Genomic DNA, 18105 nt, shown 5'->3' with positions numbered 1-18105 from the left:
ATGGAGGCACCATGCGCATCGTCTTCGCCGGCAGTCCGGCCGCCGCCGTCCCCAGCCTCGAGGCGCTCGCCGCGCGGCACGAGATCGCGGCCGTCGTCACGCGCGCGGCGTCGCCCCAGGGGCGCAAGCGCGTGCTGACGCCGACGCCCGTCGCGGCGGCCGCCGAGGCGCTCGGTCTGCCCGTCATCGAGGCGAACCGGCTCGACGCCGAGGCGACCGCGCGCATCGCGGCGCTCGAGCCCGAGCTCGCCGTCGTCGTCGCCTACGGCGGCCTCGTGCGCGAGCCGCTGCTGTCGATGCCGCCGCACGGCTGGATCAACCTGCACTTCTCGCTGCTGCCCGACTACCGCGGCGCCGCGCCCGTGCAGCGCGCGCTCATCGACGGGCACGGCGTCACGGGCGTGTCGGTCTTCCGGCTCGTGCCCGAGCTCGATGCGGGGCCGGTGGTGCGGATGCGCGAGGCCGAGATCCCGGAGGGCGCGACCGCGGGCGCACTGCTCGCGCACCTCGCCGAGGTCGGCGCGCGCGAGCTCGTCGAGGCGGTCGACGCGATCGCCGACGGCACGGCGGTCTTCGAGGAGCAGTCGGGCGCGCCGACGTTCGCGCCCAAGCTCACGCTCGCCGACGGCGCCCTCGACTTCACGCGCACCGCGCCGGCGCTGCTCGCGCGCTTCCGGGGCGTCACGCCCGAGCCCGGCGCGCACGCGATGCTGCAGACCTCCGAGAGCGAGGGCGAGCGGGTGAAGCTGCTGGCGCTCGCGCGCTCCGGCGCCGAGCCGCTCGCGCCGGGCGAGGTCGCCCTCGCCGGCCGCACCGCCGTCGTCGGGACCGGCAGCACCCCGCTCGAGCTCATCGAGGTGCAGCCAGCGGGCAAGCGCCCGATGGCGGGCGCTGACTGGCTGCGGGGCCGCGGCGGCACGGCGAGATTCGACGTAGGTCGAGGAGCGCCCGCCGAAGGCGGACGCGGTTCCGTAGGTCGAGGAGCGCCCGCCGAAGGCGGACTCGGTTCTGTGGGTCGAGGAGCGCCCGCCGAAGGCGGACGCGGTTCCGTGGGTCGAGGAGCGCCCGCCGAAGGCGGACGCGGTTCCGTAGGTCGAGGAGCGCCCGCCGAAGGCGGACGCGTCACGAGACCGGAGCCCCGCGCATGACCGCCAACCCTCGCCAGCTCGCCCGCGACGTCGTCCTCGACGTCGCCCGCGACGACGCCTACGCCAACCTGCTGCTGCCGAAGCGCATCCGCGAGGCCCATCTCAGCGCCGCCGACGCGGGCTTCGCGACCGAGCTCGCCTACGGCACGCTCCGCTGGCAGGGGCAGCACGACGCACTCATCGCCGACGCCGCGGGTCGCCCGATCACGGAGATCGACCCCGAGACCCTCGCGACGCTGCGCATCGGCTCGCACCAGCTCGCGCACATGCGGGTGCCCTCGCACGCGGCCGTGCACGAGACGGTCGCGCTGCTGGGCCGCCACAAGGGCCGCGCCGGCTTCGCCAACGCGGTGCTGCGACGGCTGAGCGAGGTGCCCGCCGACGAGCGCCTCGCGCGGATCGCCGCCGACCTCCCCGCCGACGAGCGGCTCGCCCTCGAGACCGGGCACCCCACGTGGGTGCTGCGCGCACTCCGTCGCACCCTCGAGCGCGAGGGCGCCGCCGACGAGCTGCCCGAGCTGCTCGCGGCCGACAACGACCCGCCTGCTGTGCAGCTCGTGGCGCTGCCGGGCCTCGCGCGCCCCGACGAGCTCGCGCTCGAGGCGACAGCGAGCCCGATCGGCCGCATCGCGCCCGCCGGCGACCCCGCGCGCCTGCCGCAGGTCGCGGGCGGCAGCTGGCGCGTGCAGGACGCCGGCAGCCAACTCGCCGCGCTCGCGCTCACCCGCGCGCGGCCGGTCGCGGCCGGGGAGCGGTGGCTCGACGTCTGCGCGGGCCCCGGCGGCAAGGCGGCGCTCATGGCGGCCGAGGCCGCGATCGGCGGCGCGCAGCTCGAGGCCAACGAGGTCGCGCCCCACCGCGCGAAGCTCGTGCGGCAGGCGGTGCGCGCAGTCGGCGAGCGCTTCCCGGATGCTCGAGCACGCGTCGTCACGGGCGACGGCCGCCGCTACGGCGAGGGCGACACCGAGGCCGCGTTCGACCGCATCCTGCTCGATGCCCCGTGCACGGGGCTCGGGGCGCTCCGCCGCCGGCCGGAGGCGCGCTGGCGCAAGGAGCCCTCCGACGTGCCCGCGCTCGCGACCCTGCAGGCCGAGCTGCTCGCCGCATCCGCCCGCGCCCTCAAGCCCGGCGGGCTGCTCGCCTACGTCACGTGCTCGCCGCACCTCGCCGAGACGCGCGCGATCGTCGACCGCGCCGCTGCGCTCGGCCTCGAGCCGGTCGACACCGGCGCGGTGGTCGCCGAGCTCTCGCCGGGGATCGCGCTGGGGGAGACGGGCGCGGCCGTGCAGCTGTGGCCGCACCGCAACGGCACCGACGCGATGTTCATCCAGCTGCTCACGACGGCCGACCGATAGGCCACGCACAGCCGGATAGGCTGGAACCCATGGTCAGGATCCACCCCAGCATCCTGTCGGCCGACTTCGTCAACCTCGAGCGCGACCTCGGGAAGATCGCGAGCGCCGACGGCGTGCACGTCGACGTCATGGATGCGCACTTCGTGCCCAACCTCACGTTCGGGCTGCCGATGGTCGAGCGCATCGCCGAGGTCACCGAGCTGCCGATCGACGTGCACCTCATGATCGACGACCCCGACACGTGGGCGCCGCAGTACGCGATCGACCGCGTCGACTCGGTCACCTTCCACGCCGAGGCGACGCGCGACGCCGTCTCGCTCGCACGCGAGCTGCGCGCCCGCGGCACGCGCGCCGCGATCGCGCTCAAGCCCGGCACGCTCGTCGACGCCGTCATCGAGCACCTGCCCGAGTTCGACATGGTGCTCGTCATGACGGTCGAGCCCGGCTTCGGCGGCCAGGCGTTCATGCCCGACATGCTGCCGAAGGTCGAGGCGCTCCGCACCAAGGCGGAGGAGCTCGGCATCGAGCTCGCGCTGCAGGTCGACGGCGGCATCACGGCCGACACGCTGCCCATCGCCGCAGCCTCGGGCGCCGACGTCTTCGTCGCCGGCAGCGCCGTCTACGGCCACGCCTCGCCCGCCGAGCGCATCGCGACGCTGCGCGACGCCGGCCGCGGCGCGTTCGACACCGGGCGCATCGACCTCTCGGCCATCCACCGCGGCACCGCCGGCAAGGGCCTCGGCGCCGACGCCGACGACGCGGCCGGTAGCCTGGACCGGTGAAGACCTTCGACGAGCTGCACGCCGAGCTCGAGCGCACCCTCGCCGAGCGCCGAGAGGGCTCCCGCACCGTCGAGCTCGTCGACGCCGGCGTGCACGCGATCGGCAAGAAGATCGTCGAGGAGGCCGCTGAGGTGTGGATGGCGGCCGAGCACGAGACCGATGAGGACACGGCGCTCGAGATCTCGCAGCTGCTGTACCACCTGCAGGTGCTCATGCTGGCGAAGGGCATCAGCCTGCAGGACGTCTACCGACATCTCTGACGCGCTGTCCCCACATCCGTCAGACCTGCAAGGGAACCCATGCTGAAGATCGCCGTGCCCAACAAGGGCTCGCTGGCCGAGACGGCCGCCTGGATGCTCGACGAGGCCGGCTACCGCGGCCGCCGCGACGGCAAGGAGCTCATCGTCGTCGACGCGCGCAACGAGGTGGAGTTCTTCTTCCTCCGCCCGCGCGACATCGCGACCTACGTCGGCTCGGGCGCGCTCGACGTCGGCATCACCGGCCGCGACCTGCTGCTCGACTCCGGCTCCGACGCCCACGAGGTCGAGGGGCTCGGCTTCGCGCGCTCCACGTTCCGCTTCGCCGGCCCCGCCGGCCGCTTCCAGAGCGCCGCCGACCTGCAGGGCGTGCGGATCGCCTCGAGCTACACGCTGCTCGTCGAGCAGCACCTCGCCTCGCTCGGCGTCACCGCGCAGCTCGTGCGCCTCGACGGCGCCGTCGAGTCGGCCGTGCGGCTCGGGGTCGCGGATGCGGTGGCCGACGTCGTCGAGACCGGTGCGACGCTGCGCGCCCAGGGCCTCGAGGTCTTCGGCGACCCGATCCTCACGAGCGAGGCCGTGCTCATCTCGAACGGCAGCAACCCGCCCGGCCTGTCGCGCCTGAAGCGCCGACTCGACGGCGTCATGGTCGCGCGCGACTACGTGCTCGTCGACTACGACATCGAGCGCACCCACCTCGACGCCGCGATCGCGATCGCGCACGGCTTCGAGAGCGCGACCGTGAGCCCCCTGCAGAAGGAGGGCTGGGTCGCCGTGCGCGTCATGGTGCGCCGCGACGACACCAACCACATCATGGACGCGCTCGACGACGTCGGCGCGAAGGCGATCATCGTCTCGCGCATCCACGCAGCCCGCCTCTGAGGCGCCCGAACCGAGGAGGTCCACGATGCTCGCGACCCGCGTCATCCCGTGCCTCGACGTCGCGCACGGCCGCGTCGTCAAGGGCGTGAAGTTCCAGGGGCTCACCGATCAGGGCGACCCCGTCGAGCTCGCCGCGCGCTACGCCGAGCAGGGCGCCGACGAGCTGACGTTCCTCGACGTCAAGGCGACCGTCGAGGATGCCGGCACGATGCTCGAGGTCGTCGAGCGCACCGCCGAGCAGATCTTCATCCCGCTGACCGTCGGCGGCGGCGTGCGCTCGCGCGACGACGTCGCGCGCCTGCTCGCGCACGGTGCCGACAAGGTGGGCGTCAACTCCGCCGCGATCCGCGACCCCGAGCTCATCGACCGCATCGTGGCCGACTTCGGCTCGCAGGTGCTCGTCCTCTCGCTCGACGTGCGGCGCGAGGCGTCGATGCCGAGCGGCTTCGAGGTGACGACCCACGGCGGCAGCCGCGGCGCCGGCCTCGACGCCATCGCGTGGGCGCGCGAGGGCGTCTCCCGCGGCGTCGGAGAGCTGCTCGTCAACTCGATCGACGCCGACGGCACGAAGGAGGGCTTCGACCTCGAGCTGCTGCGGGCCGTGCGCGAAGCCGCGACGACCCCCGTGATCGCCTCGGGCGGCGCGGGGGAGCCGGCGCACTTCGCGCCGGCGGTCGAGGCGGGGGCGGATGCCGTGCTCGCCGCGAGCATCTTCCACAGCGGGCAGTGCACGATCGGCGAGGTGAAGGCCGCGATGCGGGAGGCCGGGGTGACGGTGCGATGAAGGCCGGTGACGGTGCGATGACGGATGGCTCGATGCCACTGCTCAAGAAGGACGCCGACGGCCTCGTCGCCGCGGTCATCCAGGACGACGCGACGGGCGATGTGCTCATGGTCGGCTACATGGACGACGAGGCGCTGCGCCGCACGGCGACCGAGGGCCGCGTGACGTTCTGGTCGCGCTCGCGCCAGGAGTACTGGCGGAAGGGCGACACCTCCGGCAACATCCAGGTGCCGCGCTCGATCGCGCTCGACTGCGACGGCGACGCGCTGCTGATCCGCGTCGACCAGACCGGCCCCGCGTGCCACACGGGCGCCCGCTCGTGCTTCTTCACGCCCGTGCCCGTGGCCGACGGGAGCGACGCGTGACCACCGGCACCGACCGCGCGGCGTTCGACGCGCTCCTCGAGGGCCACCGCGTCGTGCCGGTCGTGCGCGAGGTCTTCCTCGACGGCGAGACGCCCGTGGGCGTCTACCGGCGCCTCGCCCTCGACGCCGACGGCGCCGCGCGCCCGGGCAGCTTCCTGCTCGAGTCGGCCGAGCAGGGCGTCTGGAACCGCTACTCCTTCGTCGGCGTCGCCTCGTTCGGGCAGCTCACCGCCGACCGCGGCCGCGTCGTGTGGCGCTCCGAGCACGTGGGCGCCGAGCGCCTCCTCGGTGACGACGCGCCGGAGGGCGGCCTCGCCGCGCTCGAGCACGTGCTCCGCCGCTGGGCGACCCCGCGCATCCCCGGCCTGCCGCGCCTGACGACCGGCATGGTCGGCCACATCGGCTGGGAGGTCGTGCGCGAGCTCGAGCGGCTGCCCGACGCGCCCGAGCGCGACGTCGACGTGCCCGCGATCGCGATGTCGCTCGTGTCGGCCCTCGTGGTGCTCGACCACCGCACCGGCGCCGCGCACCTCGTCGCGAACGCCCTCAACGACGGGGCAGAGACGGCGGATGCGCTGTGGCGCGACGCGCAGGCGCGGCTCGACGCGCTCGAGGCGGCGCTCGTCGCGCCCGCCCCCGGCGCGATCGCCGCGCTCGACCGCGAGGCCCAGCCCGACCCGACCTCTCGGCTGAGCGCAGAGGACTTCCGCGGCATGGTCGAGTCGTCGAAGCGGCACATCGTCGACGGCGACGTCTTCCAGGTCGTGCTCTCGGCGCGCTTCGACCTGCCGACCGACGCCGACCCGCTCGAGGTCTACCGCGTGCTGCGCATGCTGAACCCCTCGCCCTACCTCTACCTGCTGAGCCTCGAGACGGCCGACGGCGAGCCGTACGCGGTCGTCGGCTCGAGCCCCGAGGCGCTCGTCACCGTCCACGAGGGCCGGGCGACCATGCACCCGATCGCGGGCTCCCGCCCGCGCGGCGCCGACGCATCCGCCGACCGCGACCTCGCCGAGGAGCTGCTCGCCGACCCCAAGGAGCGCAGCGAGCACGTCATGCTCGTCGACCTCGCCCGCAACGACCTCGCGAAGGTGTGCGTGCCGGGCACGGTCGCCGTGACCGAGCTCATGGCGATCGAGCGCTTCAGCCACATCATGCACATCGTCTCGACCGTCGAGGGCGACATGCGATCGGATGCGTCGGCCGTCGACGCGTTCCGCGCGACGTTCCCCGCCGGCACGCTCTCGGGTGCGCCGAAGCCGCGCGCGCTCGAGCTCATCGACGAGCTCGAGCCCGCCCAGCGCGGCGTCTACGGCGGGGTCGTCGGATGGTTCGACCTCGACGGGGATGCGGATCTCGCGATCGCGATCCGCACCGTCACGATGCGGGCAGGGGTCGCGCACGTGCAGTCGGGCGCGGGCCTCGTCGCCGACAGCGACCCGGAGACGGAGCTGCGGGAGGTGCGGAGCAAGGCCGCCGCGCCGCTGCGCGCCGTCGCCGTCGCCTCGTCGATGCGGGGGAGGCCGTGAGCCGGCTGCTCGCGCGCGGCCGCACGGTCGCGTCGGCGCTGCTGCTGCTCGCCGCGGCGCTCGGCCTGCTCTCGGCGACGCAGCCCTGGGCGAGCGTCGTGCTCGTCGACGGCCGCGAGCTCGCCGCGACCGGCCAGCAGCTCGCGGGGGCGCTCACGGTCATGGCGCTCGCCTGCGCGGTGCTCGCGCTCGTGCTGCCGCTCGCGGGCCGCGCGTGGCGCGTCGTGCTCGGGGTGCTCGCCCTCGCGCTCGGCGCCGGCCTCATCGCGCACGTCTCGGCGGCGCAGGGCGGCATCGGGCGCGCGCTCGACGTGCTCGTCGCCGACGCGACGGGCATCGCCGGCAGCGCGCAGGCGGCCGAGGTCGCGAGCCTCGTCGCCGACGGCTGGCAGGGCGCAGGCTTCGCCGCGGGCGCCGTCGCCGCGATCGCGGGCGCGTGGACGCTCGCGACGGGGCACCGCTGGCCCGCGCGGGCGAAGCGCGCGGCGCGCTACGAGCGCACCGGCTCGGGACTCGCCTGGGACGCGATGGACGACGGCGAGGATCCGACTCGATAGACTGGCCCCGAGGCGCATTCCGCGCGCCCTGGATCGACCCGAGGAGCACCGTGAAGGCACGCAGCAACGGCATCAGCGACGAGCACGCCGAGGAGCTGCACGTCGCCGACTACGACCCCGCGTTCGTCGACCCCGGCCACGGCAACTCGCGCGCCGGCTGGACGAGCGTCGTCGTCATGCTCGTCGCCATCCTCCTCGGCACGCTCTTCTTCTTCCTCGACATGCCCGTGCTGGTGTGGGCGAGCGCGGGCCTGCTGCTCGTCGGCGCCCTCCTCTGGCCGATCCTTGCCAAGGCCGGCTTCGGCGCGCAGGGCCACTGACCGTGCTCGACGCGCTCACCGCGGGCGCGCTCGAGGATGCGGCGCAGCGGCGCGAGTCGCTGCCGACCGCGCGCCTCGAGTCGATCGCGCTCGCCACGCCGCAGCCCCGTGACGCCGCCGCGATCCTCGGCACGCCGAAGGCCGACTCCGACGGCCCGCACATCATCGCCGAGGTGAAGCGCGCGAGCCCGTCGAAGGGCCCGCTCGCCGACATCCCCGAGCCCGCGGCGCTCGCCGCCCGCTACGAGGCCGGCGGCGCGAGCGCGATCAGCGTGCTCACCGAGGGGCGCCGCTTCCTCGGCTCGCTCGAGGATCTGCAGGCCGTGCGCGCCGCCGTGTCGCTGCCGGTGCTGCGCAAGGACTTCATCGCCGACGAGTACCAGCTGCTCGAGGCGCGCGCCTTCGGCGCCGACCTCGCCCTGCTGATCGTCGCGTCGCTCGAGCCGGCGCGGCTCGAGCAGCTGCACCGCTTCGCGACCGACCTCGGCTTGTCGGTGCTCGTCGAGGTGCACGACGAGCGCGAGATCGACGCGGCCCTCGCGGTCGACGCCCGCATCCTGGGCGTCAACACGCGCGACCTCAAGACCTTCACGATGCACCCCGAGCGCTTCGCCGAGCTGCGCGAGCGCATCCCCGCCGGCACCGTCGCGGTCGCCGAGTCGGGCGTCCGCGAGGCCGCCGACGTCGCGCGCTACCGCCGTGACGGGGCGGATGCGGTGCTCGTCGGCGAGGCACTGGTGACGCACGGCGACCCGGAGGCCCGCGTCGCCGAGTTCGGGAGGGCATCATGAGCGAGACCCGGCTGCGCGAGCAGCACGGCCCCTGGTTCGGCGCGTTCGGCGGGGTCTTCATGCCCGAGCCGCTCATGGCGGCGATCGACGAGCTCGCCGCGTGCTACGCCGAGTGCAAGGCCGACCCGGCGTTCCAGGCCGAGTTCGCCAGGCTCTCGCGCGACTACACCGGCCGCCCGTCGATGCTCACCGAGGCGACGCGCCTGAGCGAGCGCGCGGGCGCGCGCATCCTGCTCAAGCGCGAGGACCTCAACCACACCGGCAGCCACAAGATCAACAACGTGCTCGGCCAGGCCCTCGTCGCCCAGCGGCTCGGCAAGACGCGCCTCATCGCCGAGACCGGCGCCGGCCAGCACGGCGTCGCGACCGCGACGGCCGCTGCGCTCTTCGGCATGGAGTGCGTCATCTACATGGGCGAGGTCGACACCGAGCGCCAGGCGCTCAACGTCGCCCGGATGCGGCTGCTCGGCGCGAAGGTCGTGCCCGTCACGAGCGGCTCGCGCACCCTCAAGGACGCCATCAACGAGGGCCTGCGCGACTGGGTCGCGAACGTCGACACCACCCACTACCTCATGGGCACGGTCGCGGGCCCGCATCCGTTCCCCGAGATGGTGCGCGACTTCCACCGCGCGATCGGCGAGGAGGCGCGCGAGCAGACGATCGCGATGACGGGCGGCCTGCCGGACGCCGTGCTCGCGTGCGTCGGCGGCGGGTCGAACGCGATGGGCATCTTCCACGCGTTCCTCGACGACGAGGGCGTGCGCCTCATCGGCCTCGAGGCCGCGGGCGACGGCGCCGAGACGCCGCGCCACGCGCTCTCGATCGGGCGCGGCGAGCCGGGGCTCCTCCACGGCATGCGCACGTTCCTGCTGCAGGACGCCGACGGCCAGACGCTCGAGTCGCACTCGATCTCCGCCGGCCTCGACTACCCGGGCGTCGGCCCGGAGCACGCGTGGCTGCACGACATCGGCCGCGCCGAGTACTGGCCGGTGAGCGACACCGAGGCGATGGATGCGTTCCTCGCCCTCACGCGCGCGGAGGGCATCATCCCGGCGATCGAGTCGGCGCACGCCGTCGCGGGCGCGATGCGCCTCGCGCAGGAGGCGCCCGGCTCGACGCTCGTCGTCTCCCTCTCGGGGCGCGGCGACAAGGACGTCGCGACCGCCGGGCGCTGGTTCGACATGCTCGACGAGGGAGCGCAGCAGCTGTGAGCGCCATGCGTGCAGGGCGCCGCACCGAGGACGCCATCCGCGACAGCGGCAACCGGGCGCTCATCGGCTACCTCCCGGTCGGCTTCCCCGACCTCGCCACGAGCATCGAGGCGGCCGTCGCGATCGCCGAGGCCGGCTGCACGGCCATCGAGCTCGGCGTGCCCTACTCCGACCCCGGCATGGACGGCCCCGTCATCCAGGCCGCGACGCAGGCGACGCTCGAGCGCGGCTTCCGCCTCGACGAGCTCTTCGAGGCGATCGCGGCCATCACCGCTCGCACCGACGTGCCCGTGCTCGTGATGACCTACTGGAACCCGGTGCTCCGCTACGGCGTCGAGCGCTTCGCCGAGCAGCTCGCGGCTGCGGGCGGCGCCGGCCTCATCACGCCCGACCTCACGCCCGAGAACGCCGCCGAGTGGCTCGACGCCGCCGAGCGGCACGACCTCGACCGCGTCTTCCTCGCCGCACCCTCGTCGTCCGCCGCGCGGCTCGACGCCGCGATCGCCGCCTCCCGCGGCTTCGTCTACACCGTCTCGACGATGGGCACGACGGGCGCGCGCCAGGATGTCGACGCGGCCGCCCGCACGCTCTCCGACCGCATCGCGGCCCGCGCCGCCGCATCCGGCACCGAGGTGCTGCGCTGCGTCGGCCTCGGCGTCTCGACCGCCGAGCAGGTGCGCGACGTGCTCGCCTACGCCGACGGCGCGATCGTCGGATCGGCGCTCGTGCGCGCGCTCGGCGACGGGGGCGTGCCGGCGGTGCGCGAGCTCGCCGCCTCCCTCGCCGCCGGTACACTCGACGGCGGTCCGGCGACGTCGTCGCAGTCCTCCGCACCGAAGGCATCAGCACAGAAGGGCGCCACCGCGTGACCAACGTCTTCCAGAGCATCCCCAGCCCCAGTCCCGAGTGGCAGCAGGTGCCGATCGGGCGGTGGCTCGAGGCCATCGGCGTGATGGACCTCGTGCAGGGCTCGGTGCTCGGCGCGGTCGTCGCGGGCCTCGTCCTCGGGCTCGTCGTCACGCTCATCGTGCTCGCCGTCTGGCTCGTCGCCGGTCGGCTCACCCGCAAGGACGCCGCCTGGACGCTGCTGATGAGCCTGCTGTTCGGCGTCGCGGTCGCCTTCCTGCTGCGCATGGTCGGCCCCTCGTGGGGCATCCAGACCTACGCGCTGTGCATCCTCGCGGGCATCGTCGTCGCGACGCTGCTCACCGGCTACCGCCTGCGGCAGCGCGGCGTCGACGCCGGCTACGTCATCGACATCGCCGTGTGGGCGGTGCTGCTCGGCATCGCCGCCGCGCGCCTGTTCCATGTCGTCACGCACCCCGACGACTACTTCGGCCCCGGCCGCGACCCGATGACGGCGTTCTACGTCTGGGAGGGCGGCATCGCGATCTTCGGCGCCCTCATCGGCGGCGCGATCGGCATCTGGATCGGCTGCCGCACGACGGGCCTGCGCTTCTCGACGTTCGTCGACGCGCTCGCGCCCGGCCTGCTGCTCGCGCAGGCCTTCGGCCGCCTCGGCAACTGGTTCAATCACGAGCTGTTCGGGCAGCCGACGGGCCTGCCGTGGGGCCTCGAGATCGAGGCCGACAACCCCGCGTTCCCGATCGGCCTGCCACCCGAGACGCTCTTCCACCCGACCTTCGCCTACGAGATCGTCTGGAACGTCGCCGGCGCCGTGCTGCTGCTGTGGCTCGACCGCAAGCGCGACGTGCAGTGGGGCCGCCTCATCGCGCTCTACCTCATCTGGTACGGCATCGGCCGCTCGGTGTTCGAGACGATCCGCGTCGACCCCTCGGAGCTCTTCCTCGGCATCCGCACCAACGTCTGGATGGCGTTCCTCGCGATCGCGATCGGCATCGTCGTCTGGGTGGTCCAGACACGCCGCCACCCGGGCCTCGAGCCCTCGCCGTGGGAGCCCGGTCGCGACCCGGACGCCGAAGAGGGTGTAGATTCTTCCCGCTACACCGAGCTCCCCGAGCCCCGCACCCAGGACGACCCGGAGCCCGCCGCAGAACCCGCGGCCGCGCAGCACTGACATCGCGCGCTCCTCTGCGCGCTGCGGGCCGACGGCGTCCCGCTCCTTCCGCCCGAGCACATAGGAGCGACATGCACACGTCCAGCGATCTCACGAACGGGGCCTTCACCTCGCGGGGCCTCGGCCTGCCGGCCGCCTCAGGGCTCTACGACCCGAGGCACGAGCGGGACTCCTGCGGATTGGCGATGGTCGCCACGACGCGGGGCACGGCAGGCCATGACATCGTCGCGCTGGCGCTCGATGCGCTGCGCAACCTGGAGCACCGCGGCGCGGTCGGCTCCGACGCGGGGACGGGCGACGGCGCGGGCATCCTGACCCAGATGCCGGATGCGTTCCTGCGGGCCGTGGTGGGCTTCGACCTCCCGGCCGCCGGCAGCTACGCCGCGGGTCTCGCGTTCCTCCCCACCGACGCCGCAGAGCGCGAGCGGGTGCAGGAGCGCATCTGGGAGCTCGCCGGCCAGGAGCGCCTGCGGGTGCTCGGCTGGCGCGAGGTGCCGACGGATCCCTCGGCGCTCGGCAAGCTCGCGAGGGCAGCGATGCCCTCCATCCACCAGCTGTTCGTCATGGGGGCGAACGGCCCCACCTCCGGCATCGAGCTCGACCGGCTCACGTGGCGCCTCCGCAAGCGCATCGAGCGCGAGGTGGGGGAGTACCTGCCCTCGCTGTCGAGCCGCACCATCACCTACAAGGGCATGGTGACGACGCTCCAGCTCGAGCCCTTCTACCCCGACCTGTCGGACTCTCGCTTCGAGACCAAGCTCGCGATCGTCCACTCCCGCTACTCGACGAACACGTTCCCGTCGTGGCCGCTCGCGCAGCCGCTGCGCATGATCGCCCACAACGGCGAGATCAACACCGTCGAGGGCAACCGCAACTGGATGCGCGCGCGCGAGTCGCAGCTCGCCTCCGAGCTGCTCGGCGACCTGCGGCCGCTGCGGCCGATCGTGACGCCCGGCATGAGCGACTCCGCCTCGTTCGACGAGGTGCTCGAGCTGCTGACGCTCGCGGGCCGCTCGCTGCCGCACGCCGTCATGATGATGGTGCCGCCGGCGTGGGAGAACCAGCCCGACATGCCCCAGGAGCTCCGCGACTTCGCCGAGTACCACTCGCTGCTCATGGAGCCGTGGGACGGCCCCGCGGCGATCTCGTTCACCGACGGCACCCTCGTCGGCGCGACCCTCGACCGCAACGGCCTGCGCCCGGGGCGCTGGCTCGAGACCTCCGACGGCCTCGTCGTGCTCGCGAGCGAGACGGGCGTGCTCCCGATCGAGCCGAGCCGGGTCGTCCGGCGCGGTCGCCTGCAGCCGGGTGTGCTCTTCCTCGTCGACACCGCCGCGGGCCGCATCGTGCCCGATGCCGAGGTCAAGCGCGAGCTCGCGTCGATGGAGCCGTGGGGCGAGTGGCTCGACTCGAGCCGCATCCACCTCACCGACCTCCCGGACCGCGAGCACGTCGCGCACACCCCCGCATCCGTCACCCGCCGCCAGCGCACGTTCGGCTACACCGAGGAGGAGGTGCGGATCCTCATCGCGCCGATGGCCAAGACCGGCGCCGAGCCGCTCGGCGCGATGGGCTCGGACACGCCCGTGGCGGTGCTCGCCGAGCGGCCGCGGCTGCTGTTCGACTACTTCACGCAGGCGTTCGCGCAGGTGACGAACCCGCCGCTCGACAGCCTGCGGGAGTCGATCGTCACGAGCATGACGATGGGGCTCGGGCCCGTGCGCAACCTGCTGACGGCGACGCCGTCGCACGCGAGCCAGATCATCCTCGACTTCCCCGTGATCGACAACGACGAGCTCGCGAAGATCCGCGCGATCGACCGCACGCCAGGATCGCGCCGCACGGTCGTCATCAAGGGGCTCTACCGCGTCGAGGACGGCCACGAGGGCATGGAGCGGCGGCTCGACGAGATGTGCCGCGAGGTCGACGAGGCGATCGTCGAGGGCGCGCAGTACGTCATCCTCTCCGACCGCGACTCGACCGACCAGCTCGCGCCCATCCCGACCCTGCTCATGACGAGCGCCGTGCACCACCACCTGATCAGCGCATCCACGCGCATGCGCGTCGGCATCGTCGTCGAGGCGGGCGACGTGCGCGAGGTGCACCACGTGGCGCTGCTCATCGGCTACGGCGCGAGCGCCGTCAACCCCTACCTCGCGATGGAGACCGCCGAGCAGCTCGCCCTCACCGGCCAGCTCGGCGCCGACGTCGACACCGCGGTGCGCAACCTCAACAAGGCGCTCGGCAAGGGCGTGACGAAGATCATGTCGAAGATGGGCATCTCGACCGTCGGCTCGTACGGCGGCGCGCAGGCCTTCGAGGCCGTCGGCCTCTCGCAGGCCCTCGTCGACCGCTACTTCACCGGGACCCACTCGCCGCTCGGCGGCGTCGGGCTCGAGGTGATCGCCGAGGAGAACCGCCTCCGCCACCGCGCTGCCTACCCGGACGAGCGGGCGCCGCTCGCGCACGAGCGGCTCGCGACGGGCGGCGAGTACCAGTGGCGCCGCGACGGCGCCCCGCACCTGTTCAGCCCGGAGACGGTCTTCAAGCTGCAGCACGCGACCCGCACCGGCCGCTACGAGGTCTTCGAGGAGTACACCCGGCTCGTCGACGACCAGGCCGAGCAGCTCAAGACGCTCCGCGGCCTCATGCGCTTCAAGACGGATGCGGTGACGCCCGTGCCGATCGACGAGGTCGAGCCGGTCTCCGAGATCGTCAAGCGCTTCTCGACCGGCGCGATGAGCTACGGCTCGATCTCGAAGGAGGCGCACGAGACGCTGGCGATCGCGATGAACCGGCTCGGCGCGAAGTCGAACACCGGGGAGGGCGGCGAGGACGTCGAGCGGCTCCTCGACCCCGAGCGGCGCAGCGCGATCAAGCAGGTCGCGTCGGGCCGCTTCGGCGTCACGAGCATGTACCTCACCCACGCCGACGACCTGCAGATCAAGATGGCGCAGGGCGCGAAGCCCGGCGAGGGCGGCCAGCTGCCGCCGGGCAAGGTCTACCCGTGGGTCGCGCGCACGCGGCACGCGACCGCGGGCGTCGGGCTCATCTCGCCCCCGCCGCACCACGACATCTACTCGATCGAGGATCTCAAGCAGCTCATCTTCGACCTCAAGCGCGCCAACGCATCCGCCCGGGTGCACGTGAAGCTCGTCTCGCAGTCGGGCATCGGCGCGGTCGCGGCGGGCGTCGCGAAGGCGAAGGCCGACGTCGTGCTCGTCTCCGGCCACGACGGCGGCACGGGCGCGAGCCCGCTCAACTCCCTCAAGCACGCGGGCACCCCGTGGGAGATCGGCCTCGCCGAGACGCAGCACACCCTGATGGTCAACGGGCTGCGCGAGCGCGTGAGCGTGCAGGTCGACGGGCAGCTGAAGACGGGCCGCGACGTCCTGATCGGCGCGCTCCTCGGCGCCGAGGAGTTCGGCTTCGCGACCGCACCCCTCGTCGTCTCCGGCTGCATCATGATGCGCGTCTGCCACCTCGACACGTGCCCCGTGGGCGTCGCGACGCAGAACCCGGTGCTGCGCGAGCGCTTCACCGGGAAGCCCGAGTTCGTCGTGCAGTTCTTCGAGTTCCTCGCCCAGCAGGTGCGCGAGCTGCTCGCGTCGCTCGGGCTCCGCTCGATCGACGAGGCGATCGGCCGCGCCGACCTGCTCGACGTCGACCCGGCGGTGCGCCACTGGAAGGCGTCGGGGCTCGACCTCGCGCCTGTGCTCACGGCCCCCGCCGGCGTGCAGGGCGCGCCGCGGAAGACGGTCGAGCAGGATCACGAGCTCGAGCAGCAGCTCGACACGCACCTGCTGCCGCAGCTCGCCGCCGCGCTCGACGCGGGCGAGCGGCTCGTGCTCGACCTCGAGATCGCCAACACCGACCGCGCCGTCGGCACGATGCTCGGCCACGCGGTGACGAAGCGCGCCGGGGAGGCGGGGCTCGAGCCGGGCACCGTCGACCTGACGCTGCGCGGCTCCGCAGGGCAGTCGCTCGGCGCGTTCATCCCGCGCGGCATCGCGCTGCGGCTCGTGGGCGACGCGAACGACTACGTCGGCAAGGGACTCTCGGGCGGCCTCATCACGGTGCGCCCGCCCGAGGACGCGGCGCTCGTCGCCGAGCGGAACGTCATCGCCGGGAACGTCATCGGCTACGGCGCGACCGCCGGAGAGCTCTACCTGCGCGGCGTCGTGGGCGAGCGCTTCCTCGTGCGCAACTCGGGCGCGACGGCGGTGTGCGAGGGCGTCGGCGACCACGCGCTCGAGTACATGACCGGTGGCACCGCCGTCATCCTCGGCGCGACGGGCCGCAACATCGGCGCGGGCATGTCGGGCGGCTGCGCCTACATCCTCGACCTCGACCGGCGGCTCCTCAACCAGGACTCGTTCCACCAGGGCGAGCTGCGCATCGATCCGCTGCGCGACGAGGATCGCATCGAGCTGCGCGCGATCCTCGCGCGGCACGTCGAGCTCACGGGCTCCGCTGTCGCCGAGCGGCTACTCGCGACCGACTTCGAGCGCTTCTCGAAGCTCGTGCCGCGCGACTGGGCGATGGTGCGCGACATCCGCCTCGATGCCGAGCGGCAGGGCGTCGATCCCGATTCCGACAACATCTGGCGCAAGATCCTGGAGGTGACCGGTGGCTGATCCTCGTGGATTCCTGAAGGTGACGGAGCGCGAGCTCCCGAAGAAGCGACCCGTGCCGGTCCGCATCCTCGACTGGCGCGAGATCGGCGAGCCGGGGGACCGCGCGGTGCTGCAGCGCCAGGCCGGGCGCTGCATGGACTGCGGCGTGCCGTTCTGCCACCAGGGCTGCCCGCTCGGCAACCTCATCCCCGAGTGGAACGACCTCACGTGGCGCGGCGAGGGGCGCGCCGCGAGCGACCGGCTGCACGCGACGAACAACTTCCCCGAGCTCACCGGGCGGCTGTGCCCGGCGCCGTGCGAGTCGTCGTGCGTGCTCGGCATCAACCAGCCCGCGGTGACGATCAAGTCGATCGAGCAGTCGATCGCCGACGAGGCGTTCGCGAACGGCTGGACGGAGCCGCATCCGCCCGCACGCCTCACCGGCAAGACGGTCGCGGTCGTCGGCTCGGGCCCCGCGGGGCTCGCCGCCGCGCAGCAGCTCACGCGCGCGGGGCACACCGTGGCCGTGTACGAGCGCGACGACCGCATCGGCGGCCTGCTGCGCTACGGCATCCCCGACTTCAAGCTCGAGAAGCGCACGATCGACGCGCGCCTCGCGCAGATGCAGGCGGAGGGCACGCGCTTCCGCGCGGGCGTCGAGATCGGCCGCGACCTCAGCTGGGACGACCTGTACGACCGCTTCGACGCGGTCGTCGTCGCGACCGGCGCTCCCGTCGCGCGCGAGCTCGACATCCCGGGCCGCGGCCTCGACGGCGTGCACCTCGCGATGGACTACCTCGTGCAGCAGAACCGCGCGGTCGCCGGCGCCACCCGCGCCGACCAGATCTCGGCGGCGGGCAAGCACGTCGTCGTGCTCGGCGGCGGCGACACCGGCTCCGACTGCATCGGCACCGCGCACCGCCAGGGCGCGCTCTCGGTCACGAACCTCGCGATCGGCGTGCAGCCGCCCGCTGAGCGGCCCGCGCACCAGCCGTGGCCCGTGCACCCGAACCTCTTCGAGGTGCAGACGAGCCACGAGGAGGGCGGCGCGCGCGAGTACCTCGTCTCGACCGTCGAGTTCCTCGCGAACGGGGCCGGCGAGGTGCGGGCGCTCCGCATCGCCGACACCGAGATCGTCGACGGCGTGCGGCGGCCCAAGGCCGGCACCGAGCGCGAGCTCCCCGCCGACCTCGTGCTGCTCGCGCTCGGCTTCACGGGTGCGGATGCGTCGATCGGCGACGCGCTCGGCGTCCCGTTCGAGCGCGGCCTGCCGCAGCGGCGGGCCGACTTCTCGACCGACCGCCCGGGCGTCTTCGTGGCCGGCGACGCCGGACGCGGCGCATCCCTCATCGTGTGGGCGATCGCCGAGGGCCGCGCGACGGCCGCGGCGGTCGACGCCTACCTCGAGGGATCGAGCGAGCTGCCGTCGCCGGTGCGAGCGACCGACCGCCCCTTCGCGGCGTGAGCGAG

At 73.7% G+C, this 18105-nt stretch carries 15 protein-coding genes and 1 pseudogene; all 16 read left to right on the top strand.

Annotation, left to right across the window (positions count from 1 at the left end; all coding sequences use genetic code 11):
* Positions 1–11: 11 nt before the first annotated feature.
* A pseudogene (fmt, locus tag BLT67_RS01160) lies at positions 12–908 on the top strand (methionyl-tRNA formyltransferase); the annotation flags it as partial.
* Between the two features lie 236 nt (positions 909–1144).
* Positions 1145–2503: an RsmB/NOP family class I SAM-dependent RNA methyltransferase gene (locus tag BLT67_RS01155; protein ID WP_092665059.1), complete on the top strand. Its 1359-nt coding sequence runs from the start codon at positions 1145–1147 to the stop codon at positions 2501–2503.
* Positions 2504–2532: 29 nt separating this feature from the next.
* On the top strand, positions 2533–3285 hold the full coding sequence (rpe, locus tag BLT67_RS01150; RefSeq protein ID WP_092665057.1) for a ribulose-phosphate 3-epimerase: 753 nt from the start codon (positions 2533–2535) through the stop codon (positions 3283–3285).
* Positions 3282–3545, top strand: coding sequence for a phosphoribosyl-ATP diphosphatase (locus tag BLT67_RS01145; RefSeq protein WP_092665054.1), 264 nt, complete (start codon positions 3282–3284; stop codon positions 3543–3545). The genes rpe and BLT67_RS01145 overlap by 4 nt, the downstream gene beginning before the upstream one ends.
* Positions 3546–3584: 39 nt before the next feature.
* Positions 3585–4424: an ATP phosphoribosyltransferase gene (hisG, locus tag BLT67_RS01140; RefSeq protein ID WP_092665051.1), complete on the top strand. Its 840-nt coding sequence runs from the start codon at positions 3585–3587 to the stop codon at positions 4422–4424.
* A 25-nt stretch (positions 4425–4449) separates the two neighbouring features.
* The gene (gene hisF / locus BLT67_RS01135; protein WP_092665049.1) at positions 4450–5208 is read left to right on the top strand and encodes an imidazole glycerol phosphate synthase subunit HisF; all 759 of its coding nucleotides are present in this window, start codon (positions 4450–4452) and stop codon (positions 5206–5208) included.
* Positions 5209–5240: 32 nt separating this feature from the next.
* Positions 5241–5573: a phosphoribosyl-AMP cyclohydrolase gene (gene hisI / locus BLT67_RS01130; protein WP_331712153.1), complete on the top strand. Its 333-nt coding sequence runs from the start codon at positions 5241–5243 to the stop codon at positions 5571–5573.
* Complete coding sequence (locus tag BLT67_RS01125; RefSeq protein WP_092665043.1) at positions 5570–7102, top strand: chorismate-binding protein; 1533 nt, start codon at positions 5570–5572, stop codon at positions 7100–7102. Before hisI ends, BLT67_RS01125 begins: the two co-directional genes overlap by 4 nt.
* Positions 7099–7659, top strand: a complete 561-nt coding sequence (locus tag BLT67_RS01120) for a Trp biosynthesis-associated membrane protein (protein ID WP_092665040.1) — start codon at positions 7099–7101, stop codon at positions 7657–7659. Before BLT67_RS01125 ends, BLT67_RS01120 begins: the two co-directional genes overlap by 4 nt.
* Before the next feature lie 95 nt (positions 7660–7754).
* Entirely contained in the window at positions 7755–7979 is a 225-nt protein-coding gene (locus tag BLT67_RS01115) for a DUF6704 family protein (RefSeq protein ID WP_092667449.1), read from the top strand.
* 2 nt (positions 7980–7981) lie between these two features.
* Entirely contained in the window at positions 7982–8770 is a 789-nt protein-coding gene (gene trpC, locus BLT67_RS01110) for an indole-3-glycerol phosphate synthase TrpC (RefSeq protein WP_092665037.1), read from the top strand.
* Positions 8767–9981, top strand: a complete 1215-nt coding sequence (trpB, locus tag BLT67_RS01105; protein ID WP_092665035.1) for a tryptophan synthase subunit beta — start codon at positions 8767–8769, stop codon at positions 9979–9981. Before trpC ends, trpB begins: the two co-directional genes overlap by 4 nt.
* A 5-nt stretch (positions 9982–9986) precedes the next feature.
* On the top strand, positions 9987–10850 hold the full coding sequence (gene trpA / locus BLT67_RS01100; protein ID WP_092665032.1) for a tryptophan synthase subunit alpha: 864 nt from the start codon (positions 9987–9989) through the stop codon (positions 10848–10850).
* A gap of 263 nt (positions 10851–11113) precedes the next feature.
* Positions 11114–12019 carry a prolipoprotein diacylglyceryl transferase gene (lgt, locus tag BLT67_RS01095; protein ID WP_231945673.1) on the top strand — a complete coding sequence of 302 codons (906 nt, stop codon included), beginning with the start codon at positions 11114–11116 and terminating at the stop codon, positions 12017–12019.
* Positions 12020–12090: 71 nt separating this feature from the next.
* A complete protein-coding gene (gene gltB, locus BLT67_RS01090; protein WP_092665029.1) occupies positions 12091–16656 on the top strand; it encodes a glutamate synthase large subunit in 4566 nt (1521 codons plus the stop codon).
* Positions 16649–18100, top strand: a complete 1452-nt coding sequence (locus BLT67_RS01085; protein WP_092665027.1) for a glutamate synthase subunit beta — start codon at positions 16649–16651, stop codon at positions 18098–18100. Before gltB ends, BLT67_RS01085 begins: the two co-directional genes overlap by 8 nt.
* Positions 18101–18105 lie beyond the last annotated feature (5 nt).

Source organism: Agrococcus carbonis (assembly GCF_900104705.1).
In the GTDB taxonomy this organism is placed as follows: Bacteria; Actinomycetota; Actinomycetes; order Actinomycetales; family Microbacteriaceae; genus Agrococcus; species Agrococcus carbonis.
This window is presented reverse-complemented; position numbering and strand designations above follow the sequence as displayed.

Excerpts from the sequence above, each read along its gene's own strand:
- BLT67_RS01155 (WP_092665059.1), top strand. The coding sequence starts at position 1,145 with ATGACCGCCAACCCTCGCCAGCTCGCCCGCGACGTCGTCCTCGACGTC.
- rpe (WP_092665057.1), top strand. The coding sequence starts at position 2,533 with ATGGTCAGGATCCACCCCAGCATCCTGTCGGCCGACTTCGTCAACCTC.
- hisG (WP_092665051.1), top strand. The coding sequence starts at position 3,585 with ATGCTGAAGATCGCCGTGCCCAACAAGGGCTCGCTGGCCGAGACGGCC.
- hisF (WP_092665049.1), top strand. The coding sequence starts at position 4,450 with ATGCTCGCGACCCGCGTCATCCCGTGCCTCGACGTCGCGCACGGCCGC.
- hisI (WP_331712153.1), top strand. The coding sequence starts at position 5,241 with ATGCCACTGCTCAAGAAGGACGCCGACGGCCTCGTCGCCGCGGTCATC.
- trpB (WP_092665035.1), top strand. The coding sequence starts at position 8,767 with ATGAGCGAGACCCGGCTGCGCGAGCAGCACGGCCCCTGGTTCGGCGCG.
- trpA (WP_092665032.1), top strand. The coding sequence starts at position 9,987 with ATGCGTGCAGGGCGCCGCACCGAGGACGCCATCCGCGACAGCGGCAAC.
- lgt (WP_231945673.1), top strand. The coding sequence starts at position 11,114 with ATGGTCGGCCCCTCGTGGGGCATCCAGACCTACGCGCTGTGCATCCTC.
- gltB (WP_092665029.1), top strand. The coding sequence starts at position 12,091 with ATGCACACGTCCAGCGATCTCACGAACGGGGCCTTCACCTCGCGGGGC.